A 13,298-nucleotide genomic window follows, 5' to 3' on the forward strand; every position below is an offset into this window, starting at 1 on the left:
CCTACTCCGCCAAAATCTGCCTTATCCTTGCCGATGAGCACGTCCCGAAGCACCGCCCTCACTCTTCCCGCCACCCGTCACGACGGCTGGACCGTCCAGCGCCAGGCGCTTTTCCTGCGCGAGCTGGCTTCCTCGCATTCGGTCGCCAGGGCGGCGCGGGCGGCGGGGATGAGCCGCCAGTCGGCCTATGGCCTGCGCGCGCGGCTCAAGGGAGAGCCGTTCGATCTGGCGTGGACTGCCGCGCTGCGCTGCCGTTTCGATGCGCTGGCGGAAGCGGCGATGGAGCGCGCGCTCAACGGGGTGGAGGTGCCGCATTTCTATCGCGGCGAGCTGGTCGGCACATCGCGCCGCTATGACGAGCGGCTGACGGTGGCGCTGCTCGCCATGCGCGAGAGCTTTCGCCGCCCGCCCGTCCATTCCGCGCACCCCGCCGCCGCATACAAGCCGCATGATTTCGGCCCGCTGCTCGAACGCGTGGAGACCGGCCCCGAAACCTGGGCGGAGGAGATCTATGCGCTGGTCGAGGGGGAGATGGCGGCCGGGGAGGAGGACGGGGAGGATTGAGCCCGCGCCATGTGTCAACTTCGCCCCGAATGCGAAAAACCGCAGTTTCCTGCGGGTCTGCGGCGGAAAATGCCCGGGTGACGCGGTGTCAATCTTGTCAACTTCGCCCCATCCTCACCAGCACCCGGTCGAGCGCCTGCAGGAAGTTCGACCGGTCCGCCTTGCTGAAGGGCGGCGGGCCGCCTCCCACTCCGTCCATCCCGGCGCGCAGGTCTTCCATGATCGCGCGGGTGGCGATGGCGCTGCCGATGCTGGCGGCGTCGAAGCTCCTGCCGTCGTGGCGCAGCACGGTGGCGCCCGCCTTGAGGCAGCGTTCGGCCAGCAATATGTCGGCGGTGATGACCACGGTGCTTGGGGACGCGTGCTCCGCAATCCAGTCGTCCGCCGCGTCGAACCCGTCCGAGACCACCACGCGCTTCACCCGCTCGCTCACCGGCACGCGAAAAGGGCTGTTGCTGACCACGCGGACATGCGCCTTGTGACGTGTCGCAACGCGGTAGACCTCCTCCTTCACCGGGCAGGCATCGGCATCTACGAGAATGGTCATGGCGCTCATGCCGCGTGCCTAGCACCGGGCACGCTGTCCGACCACTTAGGGTTAGGTCGCATCGCCGCCATGTGTTACCGGGTGCGGGCTATCAGTCGTTTTCGACGGTCGGGCTCCCCGTTTGGCGCCTTCTTTCCATCTCGCCTTTTAGTTGCGCGAAGAACGCGGCCATGTGCGGTCGCGTGTGCGCACAGGAGGACACGCATGGACCTGTTCGGCAATATCCAGACCTTCAACCCGCTTACCGGCACCGGCTTCATCCGGCCCGCGCAAGGCGGGGCGATGATCCCCTTCAACCAGATCGAGTTGAAACGCCCCCGCGACGCCGAAGTGCGCGAGGGATCGCGCGTCCACTACAAGACCGAGGAAGACGATCTGGGCGAGCTTGTCGCCGTGCAGATGCACCTGGCTTAGGTGACCAGCCTCGACCAGCTTCATCGCCACCTGGAGATCGCGCGGATGAACGAGCGAACAGCGCGCTCGCCAGGTGATCGCAGGGCTTATGGCGAGCTTGCCCGGCATTACGAGCAGCGCATCCGTGAGAAGGAGGGCAGGGGCGGCTCCCGACCACGGCTTATCCCGCCGGGACACTGACGCGGTTTTTGCAGAAACGAGAATTGCTTAGGTGATCGGCTGCCTCCGTGCTACTGCACCCCTGCTGACGTCGAAATTTGCGACGGATGTCGAGATTTGAAGACCGCCGCTTGCCTCAACTGGCCCCGGCGTAAAACAGGCGACGATTTCCTTTCTTCGGACGATTTGATGCACGACCGCAGCGCATGTCGCGCGGCGGCAACCCCATGCGTTCTCGAAAGGAACCGATTATGTCAAAGACTGGCACCGTAAAATTCTTCAACTCCGACAAGGGCTATGGTTTCATCCAGCCCGACGACGGTTCGGCCGACAGCTTCGTCCACATCAGCGCCGTGCAGGCCGCTGGCATGACGACGCTCGATAAGGAACAGCGCCTCAACTACGAAGTCGAGCAGGGACGCAACGGCAAGGAAAGCGCCGTGAACCTCTCGGCTGCCGACTGACGCCTATTTCCAAGGTTCGCGCACTGTGGCTTGCTATCCTCTTGCCACGGTGCGCGGCACCCTTTCCCTCCAGCCAAGGAGCCTGCCGATGAGCCAGTCCTACGAATTCTACGACGCGCGCGCCGAGGAAGCCCGCGCGGCGGCCAAGGCGGCAACGCTCGACAATGTCCGCGATCGCGAACTGCGCGCGGCAAAATCCTGGTCCGACCTTGCCCATCACGCCCGCGGCGTGGCCGAAGCGCGGATCAAGACCGAACGCGAAAAGCGCGAGGCGCGCGAAGCGGCAGAGGCGCTGGAAGCCTAGCGCTCCCCTTCGGCAGTGACGGGCAATGGCAGCCGTATCAAGGCGATAGGGCATACGTTGGTAAAAGCCCGCCAAGCGCGTTACCATTCCGGGCAAGGAGGCTTGCCATGGACACCCTTGTCACCGTGCTGATCTGGTTCGCGCTGATCTCTGCCGGGATCATGGCGGGCATCTATTTCACATTCTCGGTATTCGCGATGCGCAGCTTTGCCGAGCTGGGCGAGGCGGCCGGGGCACGGGCGATGCAGGTGCTCAACCGGGTCATCGTGCGGACCGCCTTCCTGCCCCTGTTCTTCGGCAGCACCATCGCCTGCGCGGCGCTGGTCGTGCTCGGGTTGATGGGCCATGCGGGGCCGCTGGTGATCGCGGGCAGCGCGGCCTACGTGCTGGGCATGTTCGTGGTGACCGTGGCGGGCAATGTGCCGCTCAACAACCGGCTCGATGCGGTGGACGCGGCGAGCGAGGAGGGCAAGGCCATGTGGCTCGAATACCTCGTGCGCTGGACGCGGTTCAACCATGTGCGCACGCTTTCCTCCGCCGCCGCCATGGCGCTGCTGGCGGCGGGGATGGAATAGGCGGGCGAAGCTGCACGCTCTCGCCCGGCTTCTCGTCAGATATCGAAATCCGCCTCGTCTTCGCCGTCCCAATAGGCGCAGCGGGTGGCGTGGACGTGGAGCATGACGACGCCTTCGGTATCGGGACCGTCCTCGAACCAGCGGTCGAGGTCCTTGGTCCAGTGTTCCTCGAACTTCGCCTTGTCGCGCACGATTTCGGCATCGCCCTCGAGCGAGATGAAGATACCGGGTGCGCCCTTGGGGTCATGGTTGCCCTGCAGCGAGAGGCCGACTTTCGGGTCCTTCTCGATATCCTTCACCATCAGGCAGTCTTCCCAGGTGAAGTAATAGCTGTCGCCATCGTAATCGACCTGGCGGTTATTGCTCATCGGGCGGTGGCCGATCTGGCCATCCTTCGTGTGCGTGGCGAGCATCACGAAATCGATGTCCTTCATCTTTTCGGCGATGTGCGAAAGGTGCTGCTTGGGCGTCTTGTCGGACATTGGAAATTCTCTCCTGCGACCCCGTCCATGACACTAGCGCATGGGGGCGGCGGGCGTTCCTGCGGGGGCGTGCTTTCCTACAGCGGGGCAGGATTGCTAGGCCGTGCGCATGAGCCTGCTTCTGCCCGTCCGAACCCGTGGAAAACTGCGGGTTTGCGCCTCTTCCGGTTTTTCTCCCCTGGACCGTGTTCCATGTGTTCCAAGCTGTTGGGAAGCCCCTGGCGATTTGCGCGGAAAGGCTAACGCTTCGGCAAGACTTGCGCGCTATCTGCCTGCCCGGAATCACCAAGGGGGCAACATCATGAACTTGAACGCAAAAACCGCAATCCTCGCACCGCTCGCCGTCGCGATGGGAGCCTGCAATCCCGCCGCTGCCGTCAAGGCGCAGCTGCCCGAGGGGGAGACCAACCTGTCCTGCGCGGCGGTGATCTATGCGGCCACCAGCATCTATGACGACGAATCCGCCGAGTTCTCCGACAGCCTCGCGCTGATCACCAAATATGGCGATGCCTATGCCCGCGAAGAAGGCATCAAGGACGGCACCGAGGCGTTCCAGCGGATCAAGCTGGAAGCGATGCGCATGGCGGGCGAGCTTCCCAACAGCGACCAGACGATCGACGACATCAGCGCCGCACGCCGGGCAAAGGCCTGCGCGGGCAAGTAAGCGGGGGGCAAAGGTCTCTCGGCCGGAAACGGAAATGCCTCCTGCACGTTGGTTCGGTAGAACCAAAAGAAGGAGCATCCGCCATGCAGGTCCAGTTCAATTCCGACAGCAGCGTCATGGGCACCGAGAACGTCGCGAGCCGGATCGAGGCGCGGGTGCGCGAGAAGCTGGCGCGATTTGAGGACCGGCTGTCGCGGATCGAGATCCATGTGCATGACGAGAATGCGCACAAGCACGGGCATGACGATAAGGCCTGCACCATCGAGGCCCGCCCGCGCGGCGGCAAGCCGATCGGCGTGACCGAAGGCGCCTCGACGGTCGACGATGCGGCAAGGCGCGCGGCGATGACGCTCTCGCAGCGGCTGAACCGCCACTTCGGCAAGCAGGCGCGCCATAGCCACGACCCGCGCCCCGACAAGGTGCTGTGAGGCGAGGCGCGATGGACTTGGCCTGCCGGCTGGGGTAAATGCAGCGCCATCGGGTCGTCCCTGGGTCGGGGAGACTATCGGTGACGCTCATCAAACACAGGATTTCCCGGCGCACTTTTGCCGCCGGTGCCGTCGGCGGCCTCGTTGCCGGGCCCAACGCTCTCGCCCAGACGGTGACGGCGACCTCGGACATGGGGCCTTTCTACCCGCTCGGCTATCGCGGCGAGACCGATGCCGACCTCACCCGCGTGGCAGGAGCGGAGAGGCGAGCCGAGGGCCAGGTGATCGAAGTGGTCGGGCGCGTGCTCGACAAGCTCGGTAACCCGATCCGCGGCGCGCAGCTCGACATCTGGCAGGCGAACCATCACGGGCGCTACGACCATCCACAGGACCCGGCGGTCATGCCGCTCGATCCCGGCTTCCAGGGCTTTGCTCGGATCACCACCGGCGGAGATGGCAGCTGGAAGCTGACGACGATCAAGCCGGGCAGCTACGACAGCCCTATCGGCAACCGTCCGCCGTACATCCACATGGATGCGCTGGGCGGGTCTACACGGGCCATGCTGCAGATGTATTTCCCCGAGGATGCCGAAGCGAATGCGCGCGACACGCTTTACAAGACGCTGGGCGACGGCGCGCCGACTGCCGTGGCGAGCGCTCTGGGGGACCAGCGATATAGTTGGGATATCGTCCTGCTCGAAGGTTAGCGCCGTCCGAGCCGCGCGATCAGCGCCACGAAGAAAGCGGTCGACCAACCGAGCAGCAAGACGCCGTTGATCCCCTCGATCGCGGCGACCAGTTGCCAGGCGCGCAGGATGCCCTCGTCGTCATAGCCGATGGTGCCATAGGTGATGGTGCTGAAATAGACCGCCGTGTGCAGGTCGGGCAGTGCGCCGCCGATCAGGTAGAGCGCAGCGTAAAGCCAGATCTCGAGGCCGTGGATCGCAAACAGGCCGAGCACTACGCCGAAAGTCACACCTATGCCGCGCGGACTGAGGGGCGAGAGCCGCTCCTCGCGCTCGTCCATGCGCTCGAGCCTCAGGACCCGGCTGAGCACGACGAGACCGCCGCCGTGGATCGCCACGGTGAGGAGGACCATCACGGTCGAAATCGCGAGTTGCTCCGTCATCGACATCGCACTCACAATTGCCGAGAATTATCGTTGCGGCAACCACTGCCGTGAAGGGATCAGTCGCGCCTTGCCAGGGTGGCAGCAACATCGATGGTCTTGGAGTTGCCGATCGAAGTCGGTTCCGGTTCCCGGGCGACCGGGGCAGCTTCTGCCACTGCCAATTCGACAGGTTCGGCCAGCGCCATCGGCGCCTCGGCGCGTGTCATAACCTGCCTCTCGACATGACGGACCTGCTCTTGCGGCTGCTCGCCGTGGAAGGCCAGAAGCCTCTCCTCGCGGGCGATCCGTTCGGGGCTAGCGGTTTCATAGAAGTCGTAGCCGGCGGAGAGGTCTACGCGGTCGTCGCTGCGGCCTTCCCACCACATATCGCCGCCGCGATTGCGCAAGCGACCATGGAGCGCGAGCTCGGCAACTTCGATCGTGCCTTCGGGCGTCTTGAGCGGGTAGTGATCGGGAGGACGGCGCGAGCTGTCCATCGCCGCATTCGAGGCCGAGACGATCTGGGCCTGGGGCAGGGTATCGGTCTGTCCGCGCTGGAGCATCGGGCTCTCTCCGATCGTGGCACCGCTCACCGCACCGGCAATCGTCACCACGGCCACCGCGCCCAGCACATGGGGGGCGTATTTCATCGTATATCTCCGCGTGAAGCGTTCTTGCCCCGATAAACGTCCGGATCGCCGCGCCTGTTCCCGCTGGAGCGCCGCGCCGGGCTTCACACATCCTTAACGACAGGCCTTAGTCGCGCGGCAAAGCTTGGATGGCACAGTTAATGCGATGGTGAGATTTTTGCGTCATGAAGGCGCACAAATAGAGGGCTGACGGATCGCAAGACGATGCATGAACTACAAACCCAGTTTGCCACGCAGGAGGGCGAGAACGCCTGGAATGCGGTGATGCACGAGCATTTCCACACCGGCAGCCTGGATGAAGCGCAGCAATATCTCGAATTGCAGCTGGAGGCGCTCGGTACCGAGCTTGCCACGCGTTGCCTCATCGACGATCCCGACCGCGTTTCGATCGCCGGATGGAGCGAGCTGATCGAGGCGATCGAGTTGCACGAGGGCGAACCGATCAGCGCGGTCACGCTGGCCATCGCCAATGAAGCCGATCGGGCCTTCGAAAAGGGGCAGGTCCACCACCCCTACATGCTGCTGGGCCTCTACAGCGACGAGCCTTTCGCCTTCAGCCAGGCGAACGCATCCACGCTTATCCAGGAGGCGCTGTCCGAGGACGGTCCCGAGTGGGCGGGCTGGGACGAAGACATCGAGGTCTTCCTCGAATGCGAGGGCCTCTCCGCCATCAATACCGAACTGGTGCACCACAAGGAGCGGCACTTCTTCCGCGACGAAGCGCCCGAACAGGCGCCCAGGCGCTATGTCGAATATGTGCTTGCATGCTGGTGGCGTGCATTGCTGTTCCACCGCGCGGTCGAGAAAATCTGTCGCCAGCGGCCTCTGCCGGGCAATATCCCCGTGCTGGCCGGCATGGTCGACATGAAACCCGATGCGATTTCGATCCACGGGCTTGTGGAAGGCGGCCGCCCCGCGCAGCGCGTCGAAAAGGATGAGGCCCCGCTGATGGCGGAAATGCTTCCCGACCGCATGATCACGCGGCGCGAGGTCGAGGAGATCAAGGAACCGCCGACGGGGGCCGATCTGCGCAAGCGCATCACCGAGGCCGCACCCGAAGAACAGCCTGAAAAGAAAAGCCTCGTCGCCCGAATTTTCGGCCGCGGCTGACCCACACTCCGCTTGCGTGCCGCCGTGGCTGCGCTAGGCTTGTCCCGGGAAACGGGAGAGCCTTCACATGCCCAGCCTGCGTGCGCGCCTTGTCGAACTTGTCCTGCCGCTGCTGGGCATCAAGAAATTCTTCACTGAACCCGACAAGCTCGACCGCCGGATTGCCAAGGCGCGGACCCAGGCCCCTGTGCGACCGAAAGCCAAATGGTCGAAGCGGTTCGATATACAGGAGTTCTCCTCGCGCGGGTTTCCCGTCGTGACGATCGAGCCCAAGGGCGGGGCGCAGCCGGGCGCGACGCACCTCCTTTATCTTCATGGCGGTGGTTACGTCCTCGACATTGCGGCGGTGCACTGGGATTCGATCTTCAAGCTGTGCGAGCGGCTGGGGGCATCGGCCACCGTCCCGATCTATCGTCTCGCGCCCGAGGCGAAGGCGACCGAAACGCTCGATGCGATGCGCAGCCTCTATGCGGAGGTGGCGGAACGATATGGGGCGAAGAATGTCACCGTGATGGGGGATAGTGCGGGCGGCGGGATGACGCTGGCCCTGGCGCAGATGCTGGCCGCCGATGGAGCCGAGATGCCCGCCAGCCTCGTGCTTTATTCGCCGTGGCTGGATGCCACCGCATCGGGCGACGGTCAGAAGGAAATCGAACCCAGCGACGTGATGCTGGGCGTGAGCGGGCTCGAAGCATGCGGCCAGCGCTACGCGGGGGAATTGCCCCTCGACGATCCCAAGGTCAGCCCGCTTGTCGGCAGCCTCGAAGGCCTGCCGCCGATGGCGATTTTTGCGGGCACGCACGACATTCTCCTCGTGGATGCGAGGCGGCTTGTCGAAAAACTGCAGACCGCCGGACACCCGCCGCATATCTACCGCGAATACAAAAGCATGTTTCACGTCTGGATGCTGTTCCCCATACCCGAAGGGAAGCGGGCTCTGGACGAGACGGCGGCGTTTATTTCGGAGCAGAGGAAAGAAGCGGCATGAAATACCTTCTCCCGATGGCCTGCCTGTCGCTTGCATCCTGCCAGTCGGGCGACGGGACGCCAAGCAGCGGGCCCACCCCGGCTTTCGATGCGATCGCAGAGAGCGAGACGGTCTATCTCACCGGCACGGAGCCATTCTGGGGCGGCGAAATCGGCCAGGGGAAGGCGCTCTATTCGACGCCGGAAAACCAGGATGGCATTCGCTTTCCGGTCGCACGCTTTGCCGGCAACAATGGCCTTGCCTTCACCGGCCAGATGGAGGGGCGCAGTTTCGACCTGATGGTGACGCCGGGCGAATGTTCCGACGGAATGAGTGACCGCACCTATCCCTATACCGCCACGCTCAAGGTCGGAGACGAGCAGCGCAATGGCTGCGCCTGGACCGATCTACAGGGCTTCACCGGGCCCCAGCATCCATGAACGCGGGCGCCACGGCAGCTCGCGGCTGGGCCGTATTCTTCTGGCTTTCCGCCGCCTACAACCTCGTCATCGGGCTGGGCGGGTTTCTCGATGCGCGCTGGGGATCGCCCGAAGCGATCATGTCGGTGCTGATTTTCTGCTTCGGCATCGTCTACGCACTGGTGGCGCGCGATCCGCTGCGCTTCGCTCCTGCCCTGATCGCGGGAATCCTCGGCAAGGTGATGGTGGTGCTGATGCTCGGCCCGCCCAACTGGGCCGCAGGTGGCGACGCGGCGATCGGCGTGATCGTGGCCGGCGACCTCCTGTTCGCGATCGGCTTTGCCCTCTTCCTGCTGCGCGCGCCCAAGCATGGGTGAGGTCCCCCGCATTCCGCGCCTCTTGGGGCTTGCCGGGCTGCTTCCACAAGCCGCCTTCCTGCTGCTTGCCTATTTCGGACCGGACGATCTTCAGGAAGCGGCCCAGCCGCTCGCCGCGCTCTACGCGGGCCTGATCTTCACCTTCCTCGGAGGTGCGTGGTGGGGCATCGCTGCAGGCGCTCCAGCAGCAGAGCGGCGCGGCGGGCTGGCATGGCTGTGGATCGCAAGCGTGGTGCCGAGCCTGATTGTGCTGGCCGTGCTCACGCTGTGGCTGGGCAGCCGTCTGCCGCTCGAACCGGTTCTCGTGGTCTTGGGCGCAGGTCTGCTGATCGCGCTTGGGGTCGACAGCCGGATCGGATCGCTGGCCCCGCGCTGGTGGATGTCGCTGCGCGCGCCGCTATCGATCGGACTTGGCGCGATGACGATCGCGATTGCGCTGGCTTAGCCCTTCACTCCGGCCTTGCGCAGTTCGGGGCCGAGCCGGCGTGTCAGCCATAGCCACCACATCTTGAAGTCGGCACCCAGGCTCCACAGCGGATAGGTGAAGGTCGCGGGCCGGTTCTTCTCGACCCCGAAATGCGCGACCCAGGCGAAAAAGTAGCCCGCTACGGGGAGCGCCGCGAACAGAAGCAATCGACCGGTCAGGATGGCGGCGATTGCCAGCAGCACGACCAGGGTGGTCCCGAAATAGTGCAGCGCCCTGGTGCGCGGCTTCGAATGCTCGCGCAGGTAGAACGGCCAGAACTCGGCGAAGGTCGAATACCGCTCCACCATACCCTAGAACAGACCCGGGATTTCGAACTGGGCGGCAGTCGGCCTTGCGGGCTGCAGCAGTCTGAATTGCGGAGCCTGTGCCTGCGCGCCATCGGATTTGGCGCCGATCGCGGTGCAACTGCGGCCGGCAATGAAGTCGAGCGCGACCTTGACCGAGGATTCGCGCGGATCGCCGAGCTGGTAGGATAACAGGTCACCGGCGCTGCAGGTGTTGGGCATCACGCTGGCAAGGCCGTCGAAATATTCGCCCTGGCCGTCTGCATTGACCGTCTTGAAGGTCACCGCGCGCAGGCGGTCGTCGCATTCCGACCTGTCGAAAGCATACTGGCCGACCGGCTTGCCGAAGGTGTCGGTGCCGACAAGCGCGATGTTGTCGCCGAGATAGGGGATCATCGAATTGGTGACGAGCTCGCTGGCGGACGCCGTCCCGCCGCGACCGATTACCGCCAGCTTCATGGCGCGGATTTGCTGTGGCTGGTTTTCGAACAGCTCGGTCGAATTTTCCGAAGACTTGGACGGACGAAGCTGGGTTTCCGAGAAAATCTGTCCTTCGAGGCCGTCGGCCATCAAGTCGCCGAGCAGTTCGGCAACCGAGACGAGTCCGCCGCCATTATACCGCAGGTCGAGGATGACATTGGTTATGCCCTGGTTGCGGAACTGGTTGAAAGCCTGGCGCAGCTGAGTGGCTGCATCCTGCACGATAAATGTGCGCAGGTTGATATAGCCGACCTTGCCTCCGGTCCCGTCGTCGAGGATCTGGATACCGTAGCGGTCGGAAATCGGGTCTAGCGAATATTCTTCCTTCGTCACCGTCACATTCTGCTGAACACCCGAAGTGTCCTCGATGACGAAGCTGCGCGTCACTCCCGGATCGCTCGGCCCGAGAGCGTTGCTGACGGCTTGTGCGCCGCCGGATGCCATCAGCGACGACACACTCTGCCCCTCGATCTGCAGGATTTCCGTCCCGCGATCGAAGCCGGCAGCAAAGGCGGGAGCATTTTCGAATGCTTCGGCGATGAAGACACGGTTATTGGCGCTGTCGTAAGAGAGGCGGACGCCGAAGCCGGCATTTGAGCCGTTGGCTATGAGGTCGTTCTCTTCCTTTATCGAGGTGATGTAAGTGAAATACCGGTCCTTGTTCTGCGCCCGGGCCGGGGCCACCAGCGCATCGAGATAGGACTGAAGGTCGCCATACCTCGACTTGTCGGCAGTGGCATTGAGGAGCTCGGGGAAAAGATACCATTCATCGAGCACGGACTTCGCCCAGTCCTGTCTTGCAGACAGGGAACAGCTGTCTGCGCCCCCTGTGCCGCCGCCGGATCCGCCGCCAATGGTGCCGCCTCTTGAACCGTCTCCTCCACCGCAGGAAGCGAGCGATATGGCAAGCGTTGCGGAAAGTAGCGAGCGACCCAGTTTCATCATCTTTTCTCCCCCGCCGCCAAGGCGGTTTCCTTCAGGAAGTGGTCGCTATGAGCGATGGCCAATTAACCGGCTCTGAGCAAGCGGAACGTCATTTGATGCTCTTTCCAACCGTATCCTTGCGCATTTGCGGTGGAAAACAGGGGCGATTTGAGGTGAAAACGGTGCAAATGCCGCCCGCCGCCATGGCGTTTCCTATCCGTATATGCCTAGGCTCTGCCCCTGAGACGCGCCCTCGGGCGCCTGAAGTGAATACGGAGTGAGAGATTTGCGTACCGGCAATCCCGATTGGGTGAACCAGGCAATCGGCGGCGAGGCGAAGGCCGCGCTGACCGTCGGCAAGGTGGCCGAAGAAAGAATGCTGGGCAAATCGGGCCTTGCACTTTCGAGTCCCGCTTTCCGCGACAAGGGCGAACTCGATCCCAGCTTCACGGCAATCGAGGACGACGCGGTCGCCCCGCCGCTCGAATGGACCGCGCCGCCGCCCGGCACGCAGGAACTGGCGCTGGTCGTCGAGGATGCCGATGACGGCAAGGTGCACTGGGTCGTCTGGGGCCTGAAGGGCCAGAAGGGCGCGCTGTTCGAGGGCGAGACTCCGCCGCGCACCGGCAAGAATGCGCAAGGCAATTCGGAATGGCTGCTCCCCGATCCACCGCTCGGTGTGCAGCACACCTACGTTTTCCAGCTCTTCGCGCTCGACCTGCCGCTCACGCTGATGCCGGGTGCGGGCTACGAAGAGTTTCTCAAGAATATCACGGGACACGTCACAGCCGCCGCGATCCTCACTGCCCGCTTCGAAGGGCACGAGGTCGAGGAACTGGACGCGGCAGACTTCGATATCGAAGACTGATTATAAGTATAGCCAACTGAAAGGATACTGAAATGGCTGGCAAGAACAACGCTCTGCAGAAGCCGGTGAACCTCTCGCCGGAACTGGAAAACGTGGTCGGCAAGGGTCCCATGACCCGCGCCCAGGTCACCAAGAAGGTGTGGGATCACATCAAGGCGAACAACCTTCAGGATTCGAAGGACAAGCGCATGATCAATCCCGATGCCAAGCTTGGCGCCGTGATCGGCAACAGCCAGATCTCGATGTTCAAGATGACCGGTGCCGTTTCGAAGCACATGTCCTGATTATCCGGAGCGGCGGCGCCACGGCCAGTTCGTGACGCCGCCGACCCACAGGGCCAGCCACACCAACACCGGCTGCGCGATCATGCGCGGTACGTGATAGGCCAGCCCAAGACCCCCGTCCTCGCGTGCCATGTCCATGGCGAATTGATTGATGTTGGCGGGGAACACGCAGATTGCGTAAAGTGCGAGCCCGATCGCGCCGGCTTTTCTCACATGTGCCGACCACGGCTGGACCAGCGCCGCTGCGCCCAGCAGTTCGGCTATGCCTGTCCAGAAGACGACCGCTTCAGCGGCAGGAACCCAGGCAGGCATTATCGCAAGGAAGGGGGCGGGATTGGCGATATGCGCATAACCTGCAATTGCGTAGAACGCGGCGAGCAGCCAGCGCAGGCCTGTACGGATCACTCCTCGATCACTTCCACACCCTTCCAGAAGGCGATCCGGTCCTTGATTTCCGACGCCGCCTGCTTGGGCTCGGGATAATACCATGCCGCGTCTTCATTGATTGCGCCGCCTGCGTTGATCGAATGATAGCTGGCGGTCCCCTTCCACGGGCATGTACTGGTGTGCTCGCTCGGGACGAGGGCACTGCGGGCGACATCGGAGGCGGGAAAATAGTGGTTGCCCTCGACCACCACGGTATCGTCGCTGCGGGCAATTTCCTCGCCGTTCCATCTTGCGACAACAGTCATGAGGCTTTCCTTTCAAAAGACGATGCATTCGCTAGAAGAGCCAT

23 protein-coding genes are annotated in these 13,298 nt (G+C 63.6%); 15 read left to right on the plus strand and 8 right to left on the minus strand.

All coding sequences use genetic code 11. The features are described 5' to 3' along the window. Positions 1 to 33: 33 nt before the first annotated feature. Positions 34 to 564: a hypothetical protein gene (locus tag K3178_RS00990; protein ID WP_221569532.1), complete on the plus strand. Its 531-nt coding sequence runs from the start codon at positions 34 to 36 to the stop codon at positions 562 to 564. Positions 565 to 661: 97 nt separating this feature from the next. Here K3178_RS00990 and K3178_RS00995 read toward each other — a convergent pair whose 3' ends face one another. After that, positions 662 to 1,111 carry a YaiI/YqxD family protein gene (locus tag K3178_RS00995; protein WP_221570734.1) on the minus strand — a complete coding sequence of 150 codons (450 nt, stop codon included), beginning with the start codon at positions 1,109 to 1,111 and terminating at the stop codon, positions 662 to 664. Between the two features lie 204 nt (positions 1,112 to 1,315). Here K3178_RS00995 and K3178_RS01000 point away from each other — a divergent pair, with 204 nt between their 5' ends. The 4 genes from K3178_RS01000 to K3178_RS01015 all read left to right on the plus strand — a co-directional run bounded on the left by K3178_RS01000 (position 1,316) and on the right by K3178_RS01015 (position 3,027). After that, positions 1,316 to 1,525 carry a hypothetical protein gene (locus tag K3178_RS01000; RefSeq protein ID WP_221569533.1) on the plus strand — a complete coding sequence of 70 codons (210 nt, stop codon included), beginning with the start codon at positions 1,316 to 1,318 and terminating at the stop codon, positions 1,523 to 1,525. Positions 1,526 to 1,935: 410 nt separating this feature from the next. After that, complete coding sequence (locus K3178_RS01005; protein WP_221569534.1) at positions 1,936 to 2,148, plus strand: cold-shock protein; 213 nt, start codon at positions 1,936 to 1,938, stop codon at positions 2,146 to 2,148. Positions 2,149 to 2,236: 88 nt separating this feature from the next. After that, a complete protein-coding gene (locus K3178_RS01010) occupies positions 2,237 to 2,452 on the plus strand; it encodes a hypothetical protein (RefSeq protein ID WP_221569535.1) in 216 nt (71 codons plus the stop codon). A 107-nt stretch (positions 2,453 to 2,559) separates the two neighbouring features. Next, a complete protein-coding gene (locus K3178_RS01015) occupies positions 2,560 to 3,027 on the plus strand; it encodes an anthrone oxygenase family protein (protein WP_221569536.1) in 468 nt (155 codons plus the stop codon). Positions 3,028 to 3,062: 35 nt separating this feature from the next. Here K3178_RS01015 and K3178_RS01020 read toward each other — a convergent pair whose 3' ends face one another. Next, positions 3,063 to 3,509: a pyridoxamine 5'-phosphate oxidase family protein gene (locus tag K3178_RS01020; RefSeq protein WP_221569537.1), complete on the minus strand. Its 447-nt coding sequence runs from the start codon at positions 3,507 to 3,509 to the stop codon at positions 3,063 to 3,065. Positions 3,510 to 3,810: 301 nt separating this feature from the next. Between K3178_RS01020 and K3178_RS01025 the strand changes: the two genes are divergently transcribed. The 3 genes from K3178_RS01025 (at position 3,811) to K3178_RS01035 (ending at position 5,308) form a co-directional block, all read left to right on the plus strand. Then, the gene (locus K3178_RS01025) at positions 3,811 to 4,173 is read left to right on the plus strand and encodes a hypothetical protein (RefSeq protein ID WP_221569538.1); all 363 of its coding nucleotides are present in this window, start codon (positions 3,811 to 3,813) and stop codon (positions 4,171 to 4,173) included. A gap of 83 nt (positions 4,174 to 4,256) precedes the next feature. Beyond that, the gene (locus K3178_RS01030; RefSeq protein ID WP_221569539.1) at positions 4,257 to 4,601 is read left to right on the plus strand and encodes an HPF/RaiA family ribosome-associated protein; all 345 of its coding nucleotides are present in this window, start codon (positions 4,257 to 4,259) and stop codon (positions 4,599 to 4,601) included. Positions 4,602 to 4,681: 80 nt separating this feature from the next. Next, positions 4,682 to 5,308: a dioxygenase family protein gene (locus K3178_RS01035; protein WP_221569540.1), complete on the plus strand. Its 627-nt coding sequence runs from the start codon at positions 4,682 to 4,684 to the stop codon at positions 5,306 to 5,308. On the opposite strand, the gene K3178_RS01040 is transcribed toward K3178_RS01035, so the two are convergent. Both K3178_RS01040 and K3178_RS01045 read right to left on the minus strand, forming a co-directional pair. Continuing rightward, positions 5,305 to 5,730 carry an ion channel gene (locus K3178_RS01040; protein WP_247713472.1) on the minus strand — a complete coding sequence of 142 codons (426 nt, stop codon included), beginning with the start codon at positions 5,728 to 5,730 and terminating at the stop codon, positions 5,305 to 5,307. The two genes, K3178_RS01035 and K3178_RS01040, sit on opposite strands and share 4 nt — an antisense overlap. Before the next feature lie 59 nt (positions 5,731 to 5,789). Beyond that, positions 5,790 to 6,362, minus strand: coding sequence for a hypothetical protein (locus K3178_RS01045; RefSeq protein WP_221569542.1), 573 nt, complete (start codon positions 6,360 to 6,362; stop codon positions 5,790 to 5,792). 204 nt (positions 6,363 to 6,566) lie between these two features. On the opposite strand from K3178_RS01045, the gene K3178_RS01050 reads away from it, so the two are divergent. From K3178_RS01050 to K3178_RS01070, 5 genes are all read left to right on the plus strand, one after another. Beyond that, positions 6,567 to 7,472, plus strand: coding sequence for a hypothetical protein (locus K3178_RS01050; RefSeq protein ID WP_221569543.1), 906 nt, complete (start codon positions 6,567 to 6,569; stop codon positions 7,470 to 7,472). A gap of 67 nt (positions 7,473 to 7,539) precedes the next feature. Then, positions 7,540 to 8,460, plus strand: a complete 921-nt coding sequence (locus tag K3178_RS01055; RefSeq protein ID WP_221569544.1) for an alpha/beta hydrolase — start codon at positions 7,540 to 7,542, stop codon at positions 8,458 to 8,460. Continuing rightward, the gene (locus tag K3178_RS01060; RefSeq protein ID WP_221569545.1) at positions 8,457 to 8,879 is read left to right on the plus strand and encodes a COG3650 family protein; all 423 of its coding nucleotides are present in this window, start codon (positions 8,457 to 8,459) and stop codon (positions 8,877 to 8,879) included. The genes K3178_RS01055 and K3178_RS01060 overlap by 4 nt, the downstream gene beginning before the upstream one ends. Further along, a complete protein-coding gene (locus K3178_RS01065; RefSeq protein WP_221569546.1) occupies positions 8,876 to 9,235 on the plus strand; it encodes a hypothetical protein in 360 nt (119 codons plus the stop codon). Before K3178_RS01060 ends, K3178_RS01065 begins: the two co-directional genes overlap by 4 nt. Continuing rightward, on the plus strand, positions 9,228 to 9,680 hold the full coding sequence (locus K3178_RS01070) for a DUF3429 domain-containing protein (RefSeq protein ID WP_221569547.1): 453 nt from the start codon (positions 9,228 to 9,230) through the stop codon (positions 9,678 to 9,680). The genes K3178_RS01065 and K3178_RS01070 overlap by 8 nt, the downstream gene beginning before the upstream one ends. Here the strand turns inward: K3178_RS01070 and K3178_RS01075 are convergent. Both K3178_RS01075 and K3178_RS01080 read right to left on the minus strand, forming a co-directional pair. Further along, positions 9,677 to 10,009 (minus strand): Mpo1-like protein, encoded by a 333-nt coding sequence (locus tag K3178_RS01075; protein ID WP_221569548.1) that lies wholly within the window; start codon positions 10,007 to 10,009, stop codon positions 9,677 to 9,679. The genes K3178_RS01070 and K3178_RS01075 overlap by 4 nt on opposite strands. Before the next feature lie 3 nt (positions 10,010 to 10,012). Continuing rightward, a complete protein-coding gene (locus K3178_RS01080; protein ID WP_345719831.1) occupies positions 10,013 to 11,431 on the minus strand; it encodes a S41 family peptidase in 1,419 nt (472 codons plus the stop codon). Between the two features lie 256 nt (positions 11,432 to 11,687). On the opposite strand from K3178_RS01080, the gene K3178_RS01085 reads away from it, so the two are divergent. Together K3178_RS01085 and K3178_RS01090 are read left to right on the plus strand one after the other, a co-directional pair. Beyond that, the gene (locus tag K3178_RS01085; RefSeq protein WP_345719832.1) at positions 11,688 to 12,278 is read left to right on the plus strand and encodes a YbhB/YbcL family Raf kinase inhibitor-like protein; all 591 of its coding nucleotides are present in this window, start codon (positions 11,688 to 11,690) and stop codon (positions 12,276 to 12,278) included. 32 nt (positions 12,279 to 12,310) lie between these two features. Continuing rightward, on the plus strand, positions 12,311 to 12,562 hold the full coding sequence (locus K3178_RS01090) for an SWIB/MDM2 domain-containing protein (protein ID WP_221569549.1): 252 nt from the start codon (positions 12,311 to 12,313) through the stop codon (positions 12,560 to 12,562). Here K3178_RS01090 and K3178_RS01095 read toward each other — a convergent pair whose 3' ends face one another. Further along, positions 12,563 to 12,967, minus strand: coding sequence for a DoxX family protein (locus tag K3178_RS01095; protein ID WP_345719833.1), 405 nt, complete (start codon positions 12,965 to 12,967; stop codon positions 12,563 to 12,565). Continuing rightward, positions 12,964 to 13,254, minus strand: a complete 291-nt coding sequence (locus tag K3178_RS01100; protein WP_221569551.1) for a DUF427 domain-containing protein — start codon at positions 13,252 to 13,254, stop codon at positions 12,964 to 12,966. Before K3178_RS01100 ends, K3178_RS01095 begins: the two co-directional genes overlap by 4 nt. Positions 13,255 to 13,298: the final 44 nt, after the last annotated feature.

Source organism: Qipengyuania sphaerica (assembly GCF_019711595.1).
GTDB classification, from domain to species: Bacteria; Pseudomonadota; Alphaproteobacteria; order Sphingomonadales; family Sphingomonadaceae; genus Qipengyuania; species Qipengyuania sphaerica.

Coding starts and splice junctions, on each gene's coding strand:
- K3178_RS01075 (WP_221569548.1), bottom strand. CDS start 10,009: ATGGTGGAGCGGTATTCGACCTTCGCCGAGTTCTGGCCGTTCTACCTG.
- K3178_RS01030 (WP_221569539.1), top strand. CDS start 4,257: ATGCAGGTCCAGTTCAATTCCGACAGCAGCGTCATGGGCACCGAGAAC.
- K3178_RS01040 (WP_247713472.1), bottom strand. CDS start 5,730: ATGACGGAGCAACTCGCGATTTCGACCGTGATGGTCCTCCTCACCGTG.
- K3178_RS01050 (WP_221569543.1), top strand. CDS start 6,567: ATGCATGAACTACAAACCCAGTTTGCCACGCAGGAGGGCGAGAACGCC.
- K3178_RS01090 (WP_221569549.1), top strand. CDS start 12,311: ATGGCTGGCAAGAACAACGCTCTGCAGAAGCCGGTGAACCTCTCGCCG.
- K3178_RS01100 (WP_221569551.1), bottom strand. CDS start 13,254: ATGACTGTTGTCGCAAGATGGAACGGCGAGGAAATTGCCCGCAGCGAC.
- K3178_RS01055 (WP_221569544.1), top strand. CDS start 7,540: ATGCCCAGCCTGCGTGCGCGCCTTGTCGAACTTGTCCTGCCGCTGCTG.
- K3178_RS01080 (WP_345719831.1), bottom strand. CDS start 11,431: ATGATGAAACTGGGTCGCTCGCTACTTTCCGCAACGCTTGCCATATCG.
- K3178_RS01065 (WP_221569546.1), top strand. CDS start 8,876: ATGAACGCGGGCGCCACGGCAGCTCGCGGCTGGGCCGTATTCTTCTGG.
- K3178_RS01015 (WP_221569536.1), top strand. CDS start 2,560: ATGGACACCCTTGTCACCGTGCTGATCTGGTTCGCGCTGATCTCTGCC.
- K3178_RS01045 (WP_221569542.1), bottom strand. CDS start 6,362: ATGAAATACGCCCCCCATGTGCTGGGCGCGGTGGCCGTGGTGACGATT.
- K3178_RS01025 (WP_221569538.1), top strand. CDS start 3,811: ATGAACTTGAACGCAAAAACCGCAATCCTCGCACCGCTCGCCGTCGCG.
- K3178_RS01060 (WP_221569545.1), top strand. CDS start 8,457: ATGAAATACCTTCTCCCGATGGCCTGCCTGTCGCTTGCATCCTGCCAG.
- K3178_RS00990 (WP_221569532.1), top strand. CDS start 34: ATGAGCACGTCCCGAAGCACCGCCCTCACTCTTCCCGCCACCCGTCAC.
- K3178_RS01070 (WP_221569547.1), top strand. CDS start 9,228: ATGGGTGAGGTCCCCCGCATTCCGCGCCTCTTGGGGCTTGCCGGGCTG.
- K3178_RS01020 (WP_221569537.1), bottom strand. CDS start 3,509: ATGTCCGACAAGACGCCCAAGCAGCACCTTTCGCACATCGCCGAAAAG.
- K3178_RS01010 (WP_221569535.1), top strand. CDS start 2,237: ATGAGCCAGTCCTACGAATTCTACGACGCGCGCGCCGAGGAAGCCCGC.
- K3178_RS01000 (WP_221569533.1), top strand. CDS start 1,316: ATGGACCTGTTCGGCAATATCCAGACCTTCAACCCGCTTACCGGCACC.
- K3178_RS01005 (WP_221569534.1), top strand. CDS start 1,936: ATGTCAAAGACTGGCACCGTAAAATTCTTCAACTCCGACAAGGGCTAT.
- K3178_RS00995 (WP_221570734.1), bottom strand. CDS start 1,111: ATGACCATTCTCGTAGATGCCGATGCCTGCCCGGTGAAGGAGGAGGTC.